Source organism: Plantactinospora endophytica, assembly GCF_016862915.1.
Classification (GTDB): domain Bacteria; phylum Actinomycetota; class Actinomycetes; order Mycobacteriales; family Micromonosporaceae; genus Plantactinospora; species Plantactinospora endophytica.
Genome location: NZ_BONW01000050.1, coordinates 19,847 through 35,464, shown reverse-complemented (window position 1 = coordinate 35,464; position 15,618 = coordinate 19,847). Strand labels below are relative to the sequence as shown.

Below are 15,618 nucleotides of genomic sequence, written 5' to 3'. Positions count from 1 at the left end.
CCGGACCTGGTTCGGGCCTCGCATCACATTGACGGCGTCTTGACATCTTGTGATGGATGCCGGCAGTGGATGGCCTACTGGGTAAGAAGTTGGAAGTCGGGTCCCTGGCCGCCTCCGCGGTCACGGGCAGCGCCCCGTCGGCGATGGGGTTCGGGACATACGGTGATGACGATCTCGGTGGTGTCCGGGACCCGGTCGATCCGAGCGCTCGACCTGGACAACAGGACTAGCTCGGGCTCGAACGGTGTGGTTGATCCGCGCATCAAGTAGGTGCTTCGCTGTCGATCGCTGTCGCGCAACTCCCGGCTACCTCAGCGGCTTTTACGATGACGGGCTCGGCCTCCGGGCCGACGTGTTCCTACCATTGAGCCGGACGGAGCATTTGGCGTAGTTGTCCGTTCTGGCCGACACCAACGCCATGCGGCGGGCACACCGATGGCTACCGCCACGCCGACCGCGACCAGCGGGACTCGCCAAGACTTGCCTCGATCAGGCATCCTGTCATCATCCTTTCACATTGCGTGATCTTGAGAGGGTGGGTCCTTCGCGGCGCCGTGGCTGGAGAGCGCTGGCGACACGAAGGACCCTGGCCGACCCGTCCGTCAGGGGGGCGGGCCGGCCGAAGGAACTCTCGCCGACGGCACGCGCGTCGGGGAAGAGTCGCACCGCGCATTCCCGACAACATTGCGGTTGTCGGGCCCCTTTCGTGCGAGGACGACGAGCATGACCACGGGTCCTGACCCGAAACGACGCCGCACCCGCGCGCACACGGTCGACGAGGCGACAGTCCGTTCCCGGTGCGCGGACTCTGACGCGGCGGAGTACACCCTGTACATACGGCACCTCATCGACTACTACCTGGGACTCGGCGGGCAGGCAGAGGTCCTGCGGATCGCGGGCCGCAGAGGAATCCTGCCGGCAGGCTTGAACCGTCAGGCACTGTCCGAGCAGCTCAACGGCAGGTACAAGCACGGGCCCAACTGGTCGACAACCGACGTCGTCATCGCCTGCCTGCCTGACATCTGCGACACCGCCAGCATCCGCGCCACTGCCGCCGGCTGGTACATCCGTGCCCGGCGCGAGCACCCGCCCCGGTACAAGGGCCCGGTCAGCATGCCGCCGGACAGTCAACCCCTGGAGAACGTCCCGGAAAGTGGGCCGAACATTCCGCAGCTACAGGCGAAGATTGCCCAGCTCAAGGAACGCCTCGCCGCCGACACGGCTCACCTGCTGGAGACCCTGAAAAAGGAGAAAAGCATCCGACGGGAGGCCGAACGGCGTGCGGATCGCCACGAAGCCGATTATCACCGAGAGCGACAAGCTCGTCTCGGACTGCAGGTCAGCGCCGCAGAGGTCGCGACTCTCCGCGAGGCGTACGCCCGGCAGGCCGTCCAGTTGGAACTGCTCCAGGCCCCCGGTCTACGAACCACGCCCCTCGTCGACCTGCCCGCACTGCCGGACGCGCGGCAGCGGGTCCGGTTGGGCCACCTGGTGCAGACCATCGATCCGAATGCACCGCCAGCATGCCGAGCACTAGCCCGCTACCTGTGTGTCTACGCTGAGTTCGCCGGCATCACCCCGGCCGAACTGTCGGTGCGAGCAGGCTTGCACGCTGAAACCATCTACGAAACGTTGGCTGCCCAACGGGTACCCACCGGCCCCGAACTGCACGAACTCGCGGAGGTTCTCAAAGCCGACCCCCACACGATCCGGGAACTCGCCGCGCACGCCCGCAGGCGGACCGTCGAAGACCCGTTCTGGCAGATCGCCGACGCGCTCAACGCCACCACCGACGCCAGTACAGCGCCGCACCCACCGACCGGCACATCCATTGTCGGGAATCCTCCCGACAACCGTTCCACGAAACCCGACACCCGTCCGACACAGTCCGACATGGGATCTGGACCCGCCAACCCCACGGACAGCCGGCCACCAACTCCCCTTGCGGACTATGGCCAAGCCGCCCGGCAGCGACGCCGACCTGTGGTCGTTGGCATCGCACTCGCGGTCGCCATTGGACTGATCCTGGCAGGAGCCGCGATCAAGCTCCTTTGACCACCGAGCATCTGCTGACGGAAACACCATCACTCGCCGGCCGGCAGCACTGGGACGGCATCGCCAGGGCCCTGCGGCCGGTCTACACCGCACCGACGGAGGCGTCGGCGAAGGAACGCTTCGCCGAGTTCGCCGACGCCTGGGGCGGCCGGTATCCGGCGATCGTCAGGTTGTGGGACAAGGCCTGGCCCGAGTTCGTGCCGTTCCTGACCTTCGACGCCGAGATCCGCACCGTCGTCTGCAGCACGAACGCGATCGAGTCGGTCAACGCCCGGCTCCGCCGCGCGGTCCGAGCCCGTGGCCACTTTCCGAACGAGGCGGCCGCGCTCAAGTGCGTCCACCTCGCGATGATGAGCCTGGACCCGACCGGGCAAGGCCGCCACCGCTTTGCAATACCGACTCCACACGGATGCGCGTCGGCTTGTCGTACCTCAACGCTTGGACAGTCCGCGTCTGCGCCGGTCGAGGGAGGTGATGCGAGAGCTGAGGGGCGTCCCTAATCCACAGGGTGAGCGCCGTGAGGGGGTCGGGCCTCGCACACGCTCTAACCATCCTAGGATCATTGTCGATGACGCCTGGTCTGATCGCGAAAACCTGGCCTCATTTCGCCTCCAGCGGCCTAAGTCGGAGGCGGCGGTAGCTCGCTGGCCACGGTGTTCGAGCGGTCTTGGTTGGCCTCGCTCTCACCAAGAAACGATCGTGGTCGTGCTGTCGGGGTCTGGCAGCATGATCTCGTGGGTGAGACGCATGGTACTTCTGAGGAGAGGCCGGAGCACCGGCATGTCGCGGTGATCCAGCTTCAGTGCGCGGACGACGCACCGGGCTTTACCACCTTCTTCGAGCCCGAAGGCGGCGATCGGTTCATCGCGCCGGGCGATCATCTGACGATCACCTTCGACACGGCGCAGCGGCAGGAAATCGATCTGGCAATGCACAAGGACGGACTGGTGTTCTGGCGGCCAATGGCCGGCGACGTGAGAGTCACCGTCGTCGACCGGCGAACCGGTGAGGAGATCACTGACCTGTGGTAGCGGCAGCGGCGAGGTTACTCGTGGGCGTGCACGAACAGACCGGCGGTGTCTGCGTGTCAGGTGTGTGGTCGGGGCAGCACGCTCAGACTCCCCCAGCGATCTGCCCGCAGGTGGCGATCGTCGCGGCGAGCAGTCTCTCGTCCGCGCGCATCTCGGCGTCGTCGTCACCGATGCCGAACTGTGTTCGACGCCGTGCGGCGATGGACCGGTCCAGGCGGTCGAGGATCGGCCGCGCGTGCGGTCCCATCATCGCGAGCACCCGCAGCGCTTGCGGCCCGCGCAGGTCGTCGGACAGGTACTTCGGCAGGACTTCCAGTAGTTGCGCGGCTGCCGCCGGGCCTTCATGGAGCCACAGCGCGCCGGCCGATTCCACCTGCTCGAATCCAGGAACTTTGAACAGACTTCGTACCTGCCTGTGCTGACGGACGCTGAGGCCGCCGTGCTCGGCGAGCCAGGTCAGCAACTTCGACGTGAAGCGACCACGGCGAGGTTCTTCCTGGCATTCGGCGAGGTACCGCTCGGCGACAGTCCGGTCCTGCGTGATGTGGAGCAGTGCCGACGTCGCGCCTTGCACCGGATACTCCCGCAGACGTGAGACCGCGACCGCGGCGGCGGGGCCGATCTGTTCCAGGACGTAGAACGTCCAGTCCGGGGTGTCGTTCTCGGCCCCGTCGAGCCTGGCGACGAGTTCCGGTACGGCGGCGGCCGCGCCGGGACCGAACGCGGCCAGCACCCGCATCGGCAGTTCCGGCGCGCACGAAACCGGCAACGCGGCCAGAATCCGCCAAGCGGCAGCCACCGGCGCAGCCGGATCCCCGCCTGTCCGGGCAACAGCCCTGAAGGCCCCGGCCAGGCGGGGCTCAGAGCTGTCGGAGAGCATCAGCCGGACCAGGTGCGGCACCGCTCGGTGGTCGCCGATGCTGCCCAGCGCGATGGCGGCCACCGCACCGAGGTCGGGATCGTCGAGTACCGCCGCGAGGTCGTCGGCGGCCAGCCGGGACGCGGTCAACGATGCCGCCAAGGCGTGCAGCGCCGCCGTCCGTACCTCGGACGGTTCTTCCTTCAGCAGGGTCGTCAGCGTCGGTGTCACCCGTCCGGGTGCGGCGCGCCACGCACGCATCGCCGTGACCGCCATCCGTACGCCTTCGCGCCTGACCTCTGCAGCTTCGACCGAATCTGTCAGCCGTTGTGCCCAGACGCAGCAGTCCTTCTCACGGTCGACGCGGACCAGCGCCCCTGCCCAGTGCTCACCTGCGGACTTCGCCAGCCGGGACCCTGGCGGATCCGGATCACCGGCGCGGGCCTGAAGAGCGGCACGGATCGCAGCGTCCAGCGCCGGCCACGAGTCGTCCTCGCTCAATACCGCGGCGTGGGCCAGCAGCCGGACGGCCGGGACTGGATCCGACCGCAGGCCTTCCAGGGTCACTTCCGGCCGCATAACCCTGTGCCAGGGCATAGCCTCCACGATGGCGGTCCGGACGACCAGATCAGTCGAAGCGGTCAACACCGCCACGGCCCGATCAGGTCCAGCGGTCCTCACCAGCAACACCGCCGCGACACGGCGCACCCACGGGTCCACGTCACTCAGAGCCGACTCGGCGGCGTCCGCCACCAGACGCCAGTCGGAGTGCCCAGAGCACAACTGGTCCAGCAACTCGAACGTCGTCCGCCGCACCGATGCGCGAGGGTCGGTCATGAAGGCCAACAGGCGACGGGTCATCAACCCGTCCCGATCGCCCCGAACGAAAAAGGAGATGTGCTCCCGCACGTCGTTCCCAGGATCCAGAACTTCGCCCGAGGCGAGCCCGTCATCCAACCACTGCCTGCCCGTCGGCGCTGCCCCCGACGCCGGGCCGTTCACTGCACGAGGCGCCGCGCGCCCTTCCCGTACGTCATGGCACTGATCCTGCTTGGGAACGTTCCCGCGCGCAACGGGGCATGAGGTGGCCGGACCATGCTCGCCCGAGCCTTCGATGCCGCCCTGATGTCCTGTTCACGCTCCGCGACAAAGGTCCCTACCAGCCGCCGACACCCAGGACGGCATGAGATCGACTGCGTGCGATGATGGTCGTCATGACGAGCAGCAGAAAGGGCGATGGCGCGTAGGTCACCGGCGCGAGTACGCGCCGCCGCACACCACCGCCTTGACCAGCCCGTTCCCAGCATCCCCGGCCTCAGCCCACGCGGCCGTGCCGCGATAGCCCAACTCGAACGAACCCGGCTATGGCCCGGCGCGGCACGTGAGGTGCTCGACGCTTGGACTCGCTTCCTGCGCGACCCCTATCACCGCCTGTTCGACCCGACAAACGGCTGCGGCGTCCTCGCCTGCTGCCCCGACCCGATCGCACTACGCCACATCCTGCACATCATCATCCACGCCCTGCCGAAGCAGGATGCCCGCGCACTGCGGCGCCGCATCGCTGAACTCGACGACCAGTGGTGACATTCGACCCTTGACGAAATTCATAGGGAACCCCCGCGTGTGCGGGCACGTAGGGGGCACGCCGGACCAACACAACGCCCGGCACATGCCCTCGGATCATGTCTGTCATCCTTCCCCGATGGTCAACGTGATGATCGACCGCAGCGCGGACGATCCAGCGGTCGTCATGGTGATGCTGCAAGCGCCATCATGGGAGTTCCACTTCTGTGCCCACATCAGCGAGGTTGCCCGCCTACGGTCCATCCGCGAAGCCGACTGGTCCGCGCGACGCGCGTTGCAGATCGGCGACGCCGCCGGCATACCGGTGCACTGGGCGTACGACGGCGACACCGTCACAGCCCTGATCGGCCACGACGACGAGACCTGGCACATCGCCTTCCTCATGCCGGTCGACACGATCGACCGCCTGGCCGCCGCAGCTGGAGGCCTCCTGCCAGACCCGGATCCACCCACCACTCATCCTGACCAATCCGAAACCTTCTAGTACGGCAGCCGCCGTTCGTGATCACTGTTGTAGTTCGAGGTTGAGTCGGCGTGTGTAGTGGGATTGTCGGGCTCGGGCTTGGTGACGTCGCCGCCACTGTGACCAGTGGAAGCGGTGGGCGAGGTCGCTGATCGGGCGGATGATGCAGGTGTTGATTAGACGGCGGATCTCGTTGGCGGTCAGCCTGATCAAGCCGCTGTCGGTGGGCGCGTCGCTCTCGTGGGTCGCGGCGTCGGCGGCGCAGATCGCCAGGACGGCGAGGGCTGCCAGTGCGAGGATGGTGAAGCGGTGCCAGGAGTCCCAGCGGCGGACTTGGTGCTGGTCCAGACCGACCTGGCTCTTGGCGGCTTGGAAGCTCTCTTCGACGGTCCACCGGATGCCGGCGACCCGGACGAGTTGGGCGAGTGTTGTTGGGTGTGGCGTCCAGCAGCGGTAGAAGGCCAACTCTCTGGTGGTGCTGTTGCGGCGGATCAGGAGGCTGTGCCGGCCGCCGTCGTCGGGGTCTGCGTCGGTGCACACGTCATCAAGCCAGGCCCAGTCGTAGACGCGTGGACCCTTGGAGCCGGCGCCGGCGCTGCGGCGTTGCCACGCCGAGTCGGGTAGGTCGGCGGCGACCTGGTCGGCGCGGACTCGGGTCTTGCCGCCGTCGAGTGGGATCAGGTGGCTGCGGGACACCGCGAGGACGTAGCCGAGCCCGTGTTCGCGCAGGTGGGCACGGAAGACACTGCTGTTGCCGTAGGCCTCGTCCGCGGCGACCCACCCCGCAGGCATCCCCGCGTCCAGGGCTGCGGTGAGCATGTCGGCTGCCAGTTCGGACCGCGTGGCGAACCCCACGTCGTCAGGCACTGCGGCGGCCCGACACCGATCGCGGTCGTCGGTCCACGACACCGGCAGGTAGACCCGCCGGTCGATCAAGGTGTGGCCGTGCTCGCTCGCGTAGGCGAGGAACACCCCGACCTGGCTGTTCTCGATCCGCCCCGCAGTGCCGGTGTATTGCCGCTGCACCCCAACCGTGTGCACGCCCTTCTTCAGATCGCCGGTCTCGTCCGGGATCAAGACCGCGTCCGGAGCTCCGAACCGTTCGGCGATCAACTGCCGCAGGTCGTTACGAACAGCGTCGGCGTCCCACACCGCCCGGAACAGCAGCCGCTGCATCGCGTCCGGCCGGGCGTGTCCAGCCTGCTCCGCCAACTGCCAGCACGTCTTCACCTCAAGATCGGACAGCAGGCCCGTCACGAACGCCGCCGCGGTGCGACGAGGCTCCACCCGCCCGAACCGGCCTGCGAACGAGTCGAGTACCCCGGCCAGAATCCGCTGCCACCGGTCAGGGTTTACGCTGTCGCACGCGGTCACCGCACGATCTTCAGTTAGGTCCACAACCGTTGATGATCGGCGGTGGCCGTCTATCGAGGCGAGGGCGATGTGGGCACGTTTGGAACCGGACCGTTCAGCAGTGACGGCGCACTGGACTTCCTTGACGAACTCACCGAGCGACCACCACAACAGCGCGCCGAGGCACTACGACAGATGCTCGGCTACGTCCTTGCCAACCGCGACCTCCTCTGGCGGGAATACTTCCCCGACGAAGTAGTCGCGGCGGCAGCCCTCGTTGCCGCTACCCTCCCCGGCGGCGAGCACCTACAGCACCGCCTTACGCAAGTGTCCGACGAACCAGACCCGGTGATTCTGCCCGAGCCAGTGCCGGACCTTGCCACGTCCGCGCTCGAAGCGCTGCACTTCGTGGCCGGTCCCGGCGGGCCATGGCATCAAGGATGGACCACCGAAGCCGACCAGGCCGAGGCGCAGCAAACGATCAACGATCTCACCGCGATCCTCCAAGCAGCGCACTCGTAAAGACCACCAGACACAGCAGGTCGACCGAAGATCGCGAACGGCGGCTGCCGTACTAGCTGCCCTTTCCGGTTTCCGTGGGCTGGCGTCCCTACCTGCACGGGTTGGCTGACGCGGTCGGACAGTTTGGAAGGTCAGGCGAACGGACGTCAACGGTCCGCGACACGCCGGAGGCAGTTGAGGTCCTGACGTTGCGGGGCGGTAGCAGCGGCGAACGCGCGGCGGTAGGCGAGTGGCGGAATGCCGTGTCGCTTGACGAACTGTTCACGGAGCCCCGCAGTGCTGGCGTACCCGACCCGCCGGGCAATCTCCTCGATTGACAGGTTGGTCGACTTCAGCAGTTCCTCGGAACGGATCTGCCGCTGACGCTGCAACCACGCGTGCGGCGTCGTTCCCGTCACCGCCTTGAACCGCCGGATGAATGTGCGCGGGCTCATGAACGCCCGTCCCGCCAGCTCGCTCACCTGCGGGGAACGATGCAGGTTTGTGGCCGTCCATTCCAGGACTTCCGCAAGGCGGTCCATTTCGCCGTCTGCCACGGTCGGCGCTGGCGCAAATTCTGTCCGTCCGCGATCCTGGTGCGGCGCGGAAATGACGTTCCGGGCGATCGCGTTGGCCGCAGCCGTGCCATGCTCTCGACGGACCAGATGTAGGTAGACATCGACGTCCGCACCAGCGCCGGTGATGATCTGCCCCTCATCGACATACAGAACATGGGGTACGACGTCGACTGCGGGATATCGGGTTGCGAAGTCGTCGACAAGTGTCCGGTGGGTCGTGGCCCGAAGGCCATCCAACAGACCTGTCGCTGCTAGAGCGTACGGGCCGAGGTATTGCCCTATGACTATTGCGCCGCGCCTGTGTGCCTCACAGACAGCAGCAGCCAGGTCGACGGAAGGCTCCTGCGGCTGTCTCGCCGACAGCAGCACCACCAAGTCGGATTGAGCCAGTCGATCCAGGCCGTGCTCGACCACAAACGACAAACCAAGGTCCGTCGCCAACGGTCCTGGCTGGTCGGAGCAGTAGACCATTTCTATCGACGGGAGGCCGGGTGCAGGTCCATCTCCGAACACCTCCGCCGCCAGCCCCAGGCTCGCGGTGTGGACTCGCTGCGGAACGTACACGGACACCGATAGAAACCCGACCACTCAGCCCCCTGTTGGCAACTCGGCCTGCCAAGGATGCAGTCGCCCACTGTCGTCTCGCTGACCTCACTCTGTCGGCGCACTGACGTCACCAGCCTCACAGGCAAGTACTGACGCGACCTAGGCTGATCCGACCAAGAATGGCGATTTTTGGCAGGGATCCTGCGCCGCGACAGGCTCCGACATGCAACCATCAACTTCGAACGATGCCTGTTGGCGCTAAGACGGGAGAAGACGAATGGTTTTGCGACGAACCCTGTTGGTCCTCACAGTGGCGCTGGGCCTCTTCGTGCCATGGACCACGACGGCGTCGGCGGCACCGGCGAAACCCGCCTCGGCCGCAGCCGAAAATGCCTGCAACGGATACCAGCCGTACGCCTACCCGCCGGGTCGGAACGGCGATGTCATCTCCGGGATCGGCGGATGCGGTTCCCAAGTCGTCAACGTCGAGATTTGGATCGATGTAGCTGGTCCATTCGATGTGCGGGCAGGCTGCTGTCCCAGGGGCTACAGCCCGGTCACCGCATACGCCTACTGCAGCAGCACTGGCGCCGGAAACTACTACACGCTGGCCAGAACGCCAATGGGCAACATTGAATCCGAACGACGGTGGCTCTGCTAGCAGATATCGCTGGCACAGCCTGACGACGGCTGCATCCCGCGCCACGGATTCGGCGCGGGATGCGACCGTCGTCCTGCGGCACCCCCTCGTGCGCGGGGATCAGCCACCCTGTGGGAAAGCGGGGCGATGAGTTGGTGGATCAACCCCGCGTGCGCGAGGAGCAGGAGAGCGGCCGAGCGGTGCACGGCCAGGTGCTCGGATCACCCCCGCTTGCACGGGGAGCAGTCCACCCGAGTCCGGTTTCCTTTGCACGACCCGTCACACCGCTTCTTCGCCACCGCCACCCGCCTGCCCTACAGCTGACCGTGGTTGGGTGGCAGGACGTCACCGATGTCGTAGGCGCCGAGGTGGTGGTACTTCCAGTCGACCGGGTCGTGGACGCTGTGGGTGCGGGCGTTGCGCCAGTGCCGGTGCAGGTCCCAGCGCTCGTCGGTGGCGCTGGCGCCGCACAGTGCGAACAGCTCGCTGCCCGCCTCGACGGCCACCTCGCTGGCGAACGCCTTCGCTGCGGCGACAGCCAGCGATCCGGTCGCCGCGGCCCGCGCGTCAGTCGGTAGGAGACCGACTCGTTCGAGGGTCCGGGCGGCGTCGGCGAGCAGCGCCTCCGCCGCCCGCACCCGCGTGGCGAGCCGGCCGTAGCGATGCAGTACGTGCGGGTCGCCGGCCACCGTCGCGGCTCCGGTGCGTACCGCCTCGCTGCTGGGGCGGGCATGTTCGCGCAGGTAGGCGCGGGTGTCGTGGACGGTGCCGCCGGCGATACCGGTTTCGATCGCCGCGTGCACGAGCTGCGCCCGGGCGCCGAGTTGCTGCGGCACGGCGTACGCGGACGCGTAGTCCAGCACGAGCCGGGGGTCGACCGCGACAGCCTCCAGGGTGGTGGTGCCGCTCGTCGTGGCCCGTTGCCCCATCACGTTCCAGTCCGTGTCGACACTGACGCCGTCCGCGTCGCGGGGCACGAGGGCCAGGCAAAGGCGCCCCTCGTCGTCGAGCGCGCTCACCGCGATCCAGGCCGCCGTCAGTGTGCCGGTGCAGTAGTACTTACGACCGTGCAACCGCAGCGCGCCGGCGCTGTCGACGGTCAGCCGGGTGGTGAGGTCCTGGGCGTGCCGGCCGCCGCGTTCGGCGAGCGCGTTGCCGATGCGTCGGCCGGAGAGCACCTGGGCGAAGAGCCGCTCGCGGACCTCGGGGCCACCGCACACCGTGAGGACGTCGACGATGAGGAAGTGCCCCTGCGGTATTTGTGCGATGGCCGGATCGACGCTTGCCAGCACCCGGGTAACCTCGGCCAGCGTACGAGGCCCCAGGCCCGGCCCGCCGTGCGCGACGGGAACGGTGATGCCGAGCAGGCCGGAGCTGTCGAGGATGGCGAGCGCCTCTCGGGGGACGGTGTTCGCGCCGGCGCGGTCCCGGTCGATCACTCCGGGGCGCAGCGCCTGCGCGACCTGGTGCGCGGCCGCCACCGCGTCGTCGTGGGTGTGCAGCAGCGGTACGGCTGGCTCGGTCACGCGGGCACCATCAGGTCGCTGGCTGACACCCGGGGCGGCGGAGTCCACGGGTTCGTCCCGCGGTGGGGCGTGGACCGAGGCGGCACGGTTTTCGGGCATTCGGCATCCAATCGCATCAGCCGGTGGCAGGGCGGCCCTGCCTCGTCAGCCGGCTAGTCACCGGACAGGTGGTGGACGGCGGGCATGTGATCACTGCACCAGCGCCACCAGCACCCGTCAATCAACTGACACGCATATCCCACTATGCGAGTAGGATATGCGTCCTAGGGTCAAGCCGTGGCAGTCGTCCCCCGCCGGAGCGTGCGTGTGGAGGCCTACTGTGACGCCCGCCCGGCGGTCAACACCCCACTGGGCACTCCCCTCTCGCCCAGAACTTGGCCCAACAGATCAGGCGCGCCGGTACCGGCTCGCGGCCGAGCCATCCGACGAAAACGCCCGCCGGCTGTCGCGGCTCGCGGTTGTGCGGCACGGTTACAGTGCTGGCTGGCTCATGATCGACGGCGTGGTCGAGCGTGTGAATTTCCACCCCGCTACGTTCCAGCGCGCCGGTGCTACGCACCGATGACGCCGGGCGGCTCTAGATCCGAGGGTTCGCTGCATGTCGAACATCGTCAAGATCCATGGTCGGGAGATTCTCGACAGCCGGGGCAACCCGACCGTCGAGGTCGATGTCGTTCTCGACGACGGGTCGCTCGGCCGGGCGGCCGTGCCGTCGGGCGCATCCACGGGTACCCGGGAGGCGGTGGAGCGGCGCGACGGCGACCCGGGCCGCTACCACGGCAAGGGCGTACGGGCCGCGATTGGCGCCGTCAACGGTGAGATCGCCGCCGCTGTCACCGGCATGGACGCCGCTGAGCAGTCGGCGGTCGACGAGACGCTGATCGCCCTCGACGGCACCGCCAACAAGTCACGACTGGGCGCGAACGCCGCCCTCGGCGTCTCCCTCGCCGTCGCCAAGGCCGCTGCCGTGTCGGCGGGCCAACCGCTGTACCGGTTCCTCGGCGGAGCCGACGCGACGCTGCTGCCCCTGCCGCTGTTCAACATCGTCAACGGGGGCGCGCACGCCGACAACCCGCTCGACTTCCAGGAGTTCATGATCGCGCCAGTCGGCGCCGACACCCTCGCCGACGCCGTGCGGATGGGGTCGGAGGTCTTCCACACCCTGCGCGGCGCGCTGCGGGCGGCCAGCCACAACACCAACGTCGGCGACGAGGGCGGTTTCGCACCGACTATGGCCACCGCCGAAGAGGTTCTCGCCTTCGTCAGGCAGGCGATCACCGACACCGGCTACACCCCCGGCACCGACATCGCGATCGCGCTCGACCCGGCCGCCTCCGAGTTCTACCACGGCGGCGCCTACCACTACCGCGGCGAGGACCGAGTCCGCACCGTCGAGGAGCACGTCGCCTACCTTGCCGGACTGGTCGACGCGTACCCGATCGTGTCGATCGAGGACGGTGTGGCCCAAGACGACCTCGACGGCTGGAAGCTGATCACCGAACGTCTCGGCGACCGTGTTCAGCTCGTCGGCGACGATGTCTTCTGTACCAACGTCACTCTCCTGACCGACGGCATCAAGGCCGGCATCGCGAACTCCATCCTGGTCAAGGTCAACCAGATCGGCACCCTGTCCGAGATGCTGACAACGGCCCGGACCGCACACGAGGCCGGCTACAGCGTGGTGATGTCACACCGCTCCGGCGAGACCGAGGACACCACCATCGCCGACCTGGCCGTGGCGACCGGCTGCGGCCAGATCAAGACCGGCTCCCTGTCCCGCAGCGACCGCACCAGCAAATGGAACCAGCTCATCCGCATCGAGGAAGAACTTGGTTCCGCGGCCCGCTACGCCGGTCGGACGACGCTGACCGGACAGGCGGTGTCCTGATCGACCGGCCGGCCGCCTCTGGACCCGAATACACCGCGACGTCACTGCCGGGAGGTGGGCCACCAGCGGGGATCGCGCCGGTCGAACTGAGGGCGGCCGGCATGCTGATGCGACCGCCCCACGTCGGCGAGGCGCCCGCCGTCCTGGCACTTGCCGGCGATCCGGACGTGCGGCTGTGGAACCCGCGCTGCCAGATCCCCGACGAGGCCGCCGCAATCGCCGACTGCCTGACGGGTGCCGACTGGTCCGACGGCACCCACACCACCTTCTCGATCATCGACGACGCCACCGGCGCCTACGCCGGCACAATCAGCCTGCACGACATCAACTGGCATGGCAGGTCCGCGTATGTCGGCTACCGGGTGGCCCCATGGACACGCGGGCGCGGTGTCGCCAGGACCTGCCTGCGCACGCTGTCGGAATGGGCGTTCACGGCGCTGCGCCTCGACCGGATCGCCCTAACCCACGCGGTCGAGAACGTGGCATCGTGCCGCGTAGCCCGCGCAGCGGGCTTCACGCTGGAAAAGGTGCTTCCGCCTCACAAGCGGTTCGGCGACGGACTGGTACACGACGAGCACCTCCACGTCCTGCGCCTAGCTAGTGCTGTGACCGGGAAGGTTCGCCGTGTTAGCGGTTGTCGCGATTGGATGTAGCCCGACATCCGATCCGACACCTGGAGGCAAGGTGGCCGAGCCTGTCCGTGTACGCAGGTTGACCGACCAGGAAGGGCAGAAGCTGCAGCAGATCGTGCGGCGGGGCAGCACCAGTTCGGTGCGCTACCGGCGCGCGATGATGCTGCTGGCATCCGCGGGCGGCAACCGGGTCCCGGTCATCGCCCAACTGGTCTAGGCCGACGAGGACACCGTCCGTGACGTGATCCACCGGTTCAATCAGATCGGCCTGGCCTGCCTGGAATCTCAGTGGGCGGGAGGCCGTCCCCGCCTGCTCAGTCCTGACGACGAGGACTTCGTCGTCGCGACGGCCACCACCCGCCCGGTCAAGCTCGGCCAGCCGTTCACCCGCTGGTCGCTACGCAAACTCGCCGCCTACCTGCGCAGAGTCCACGGACGGGTCATCCGCATCGGCCGCGAGGCCCTGCGCTGTCTGCTGGCCCGCCGTGGCGTGACGTTCCAGCGGACCAAGACGTGGAAGGAGTCTTCGGACCCCGACCGCGACGCCAAGCTCGACCGGATCGAAGAGGTCCTGGACCGGTTCCCGCAGCGGGTCTTCGCGTTCGACGAGTTCGGGCCGCTCGGGATCCGCCCCACCGCCAGTGCGGGCTGGGCAGCGCAGGGACACCCGCAGCGGCTGCCGGCCACCTACCGCCGCACTCACGGCGTCCGGTACTTCCACGGCTGCTACTCGGTGGGCGATGACAGGCTGTGGGGCGTCAACCGCCGGCGCAAGGGCACCGTGAACACCCTGGCCGCGCTCAAGTCGATCCGCACCGCCCGGCCCGACGGCGCCTCGATCTACGTGATCCTGGACAACCTGTCCGCTCACCAGGGCGAGACGATCCGCCACTGGGCCCGCAAGAACCGCGTCGAGTTGTGCTTCACCCCGACCTACGCATCCTGGGCCAACCCGATCGAGGCCCACTTCGGCCCGCTGCGCCAGTTCACCATCGCCAACTCCCACCACCGCAACCACACCGCCCAGACCCGGGCCCTGCACGCCTACCTGCGCTGGCGCAACGCCAACGCCCGCCACCCCGACGTCCTGGCCGCTCAACGCCGTGAACGTGCCCGCGTCCGCAGCGAGAAGGGCATCCGCTGGGGCGGCCGACCGGCGCATGCCATGTGACGGCCCTTTCACCGCCTCACTGGCCGCTCTCAGATGCCCAGTCACGGAACAGGGTGAGGGCCTCGGCCAGATTGCGAGGCCCGCACGCGACGTGGAAGGCCTTCTCGGATGTCCAGGCCATCACCCAGTCGTGCTCGCCCCGTGTGATCCGCTGCCGGGGGTACTCCCGGTCCGCCAACTCCGTCTCCTCAAGGTCGATCAGGACCGACCAGCCGGGGTTGTCGAGCGTTTCGATCTTCAACCCCCACTCGTGTTCCCAGTCGCCGTCGCACTGTGAGGCATACCAGCTCTGCAGCCAGCCAAGGACCTGCTCGGATTCGGACATGGACGTGGATGTTAACCGACCTGCGCCGCTGGGCTGGCAACCCGGTGAACCTTCGCGGTCACCGCACTAGGTCGCAGACAGCGACGAGATGGCGGACCAGATCACGGTGACGGCGACAGCTCAAAGGTCCCTACCAGCCGCCGACGCCCAGGGCAGCATGAGATCAGCCGCGTGCGACCATGGTCGTCATGACGAGCACCAGAAAGGGCGATGGCGCGTAGGTCACCGGCGCGAGTACGCACCGCCGCACACCACCGCCTTGACCAGCCCGTCCCCAGCATCCCCGGCCTCAGCCCACGCGGCCGCGCCGCGATAGCCCAACTCGAACGAACCCGGCTATGGCCCGGCGCGGCACGTGAGGCCCTCGACGCTTGGACTCACCTCCTCCGCGACCCCTATCACCGCCTGTTCGACCCGACAAACGGCTGCGGCGTCCTCGCCTGCTGCCCCGACCCCATCGAACTAC

Annotated in this window: 12 protein-coding genes and 2 pseudogenes; 9 read left to right on the top strand and 5 right to left on the bottom strand. The window is 67.9% G+C overall.

The window, feature by feature from the left end; all coding sequences use genetic code 11:
* Positions 1–723: 723 nt before the first annotated feature.
* From Pen02_RS39570 to Pen02_RS39560, 3 genes and pseudogenes are all read left to right on the top strand, one after another.
* The gene (locus Pen02_RS39570) at positions 724–2,055 is read left to right on the top strand and encodes a helix-turn-helix domain-containing protein (protein ID WP_203871345.1); all 1,332 of its coding nucleotides are present in this window, start codon (positions 724–726) and stop codon (positions 2,053–2,055) included.
* Between the two features lie 8 nt (positions 2,056–2,063).
* Positions 2,064–2,450 (top strand): annotated as a pseudogene (locus tag Pen02_RS39565) (transposase); the annotation flags it as partial.
* 339 nt (positions 2,451–2,789) lie between these two features.
* The gene (locus Pen02_RS39560) at positions 2,790–3,086 is read left to right on the top strand and encodes a hypothetical protein (protein ID WP_203871344.1); all 297 of its coding nucleotides are present in this window, start codon (positions 2,790–2,792) and stop codon (positions 3,084–3,086) included.
* A gap of 82 nt (positions 3,087–3,168) precedes the next feature.
* On the opposite strand, the gene Pen02_RS39555 is transcribed toward Pen02_RS39560, so the two are convergent.
* The gene (locus tag Pen02_RS39555; protein ID WP_203871343.1) at positions 3,169–4,902 is read right to left on the bottom strand and encodes a HEAT repeat domain-containing protein; all 1,734 of its coding nucleotides are present in this window, start codon (positions 4,900–4,902) and stop codon (positions 3,169–3,171) included.
* Positions 4,903–5,331: 429 nt separating this feature from the next.
* Between Pen02_RS39555 and Pen02_RS39550 the strand changes: the two genes are divergently transcribed.
* The gene (locus Pen02_RS39550; protein WP_203871342.1) at positions 5,332–5,529 is read left to right on the top strand and encodes a hypothetical protein; all 198 of its coding nucleotides are present in this window, start codon (positions 5,332–5,334) and stop codon (positions 5,527–5,529) included.
* Positions 5,530–5,647: 118 nt separating this feature from the next.
* Positions 5,648–6,013, top strand: a complete 366-nt coding sequence (locus Pen02_RS39545; RefSeq protein WP_203871341.1) for a hypothetical protein — start codon at positions 5,648–5,650, stop codon at positions 6,011–6,013.
* Between the two features lie 21 nt (positions 6,014–6,034).
* Here the strand turns inward: Pen02_RS39545 and Pen02_RS39540 are convergent, their stop codons facing one another.
* Positions 6,035–7,366 carry an IS701 family transposase gene (locus tag Pen02_RS39540; RefSeq protein ID WP_443678494.1) on the bottom strand — a complete coding sequence of 444 codons (1,332 nt, stop codon included), beginning with the start codon at positions 7,364–7,366 and terminating at the stop codon, positions 6,035–6,037.
* A 42-nt stretch (positions 7,367–7,408) separates the two neighbouring features.
* Between Pen02_RS39540 and Pen02_RS39535 the strand changes: the two genes are divergently transcribed.
* A complete protein-coding gene (locus tag Pen02_RS39535) occupies positions 7,409–7,867 on the top strand; it encodes a DUF4259 domain-containing protein (protein WP_203871340.1) in 459 nt (152 codons plus the stop codon).
* 146 nt (positions 7,868–8,013) lie between these two features.
* Here Pen02_RS39535 and Pen02_RS39530 read toward each other — a convergent pair whose 3' ends face one another.
* On the bottom strand, positions 8,014–8,865 hold the full coding sequence (locus tag Pen02_RS39530; RefSeq protein ID WP_239141996.1) for a helix-turn-helix domain-containing protein: 852 nt from the start codon (positions 8,863–8,865) through the stop codon (positions 8,014–8,016).
* A gap of 1,059 nt (positions 8,866–9,924) precedes the next feature.
* Complete coding sequence (locus tag Pen02_RS39525; RefSeq protein ID WP_239141995.1) at positions 9,925–11,136, bottom strand: acyl-CoA dehydrogenase family protein; 1,212 nt, start codon at positions 11,134–11,136, stop codon at positions 9,925–9,927.
* A gap of 598 nt (positions 11,137–11,734) precedes the next feature.
* Between Pen02_RS39525 and eno the strand changes: the two genes are divergently transcribed.
* The 3 genes and pseudogenes from eno (at position 11,735) to Pen02_RS39510 (ending at position 14,827) form a co-directional block, all read left to right on the top strand.
* Positions 11,735–13,024 carry a phosphopyruvate hydratase gene (gene eno / locus Pen02_RS39520; protein ID WP_203871338.1) on the top strand — a complete coding sequence of 430 codons (1,290 nt, stop codon included), beginning with the start codon at positions 11,735–11,737 and terminating at the stop codon, positions 13,022–13,024.
* Between the two features lie 101 nt (positions 13,025–13,125).
* The gene (locus Pen02_RS39515) at positions 13,126–13,677 is read left to right on the top strand and encodes a GNAT family N-acetyltransferase (RefSeq protein WP_203871337.1); all 552 of its coding nucleotides are present in this window, start codon (positions 13,126–13,128) and stop codon (positions 13,675–13,677) included.
* A 31-nt stretch (positions 13,678–13,708) separates the two neighbouring features.
* Positions 13,709–14,827, top strand: a pseudogene (locus Pen02_RS39510) (IS630 family transposase).
* A 16-nt stretch (positions 14,828–14,843) separates the two neighbouring features.
* Here Pen02_RS39510 and Pen02_RS39505 read toward each other — a convergent pair.
* Positions 14,844–15,152 (bottom strand): immunity 53 family protein, encoded by a 309-nt coding sequence (locus Pen02_RS39505; RefSeq protein WP_203871336.1) that lies wholly within the window; start codon positions 15,150–15,152, stop codon positions 14,844–14,846.
* Positions 15,153–15,618: the final 466 nt, after the last annotated feature.

Excerpts from the sequence above, each read along its gene's own strand:
- Pen02_RS39570 (WP_203871345.1), top strand. The coding sequence starts at position 724 with ATGACCACGGGTCCTGACCCGAAACGACGCCGCACCCGCGCGCACACG.
- Pen02_RS39545 (WP_203871341.1), top strand. The coding sequence starts at position 5,648 with ATGGTCAACGTGATGATCGACCGCAGCGCGGACGATCCAGCGGTCGTC.
- eno (WP_203871338.1), top strand. The coding sequence starts at position 11,735 with ATGTCGAACATCGTCAAGATCCATGGTCGGGAGATTCTCGACAGCCGG.
- Pen02_RS39515 (WP_203871337.1), top strand. The coding sequence starts at position 13,126 with ATGCTGATGCGACCGCCCCACGTCGGCGAGGCGCCCGCCGTCCTGGCA.
- Pen02_RS39505 (WP_203871336.1), bottom strand. The coding sequence starts at position 15,152 with ATGTCCGAATCCGAGCAGGTCCTTGGCTGGCTGCAGAGCTGGTATGCC.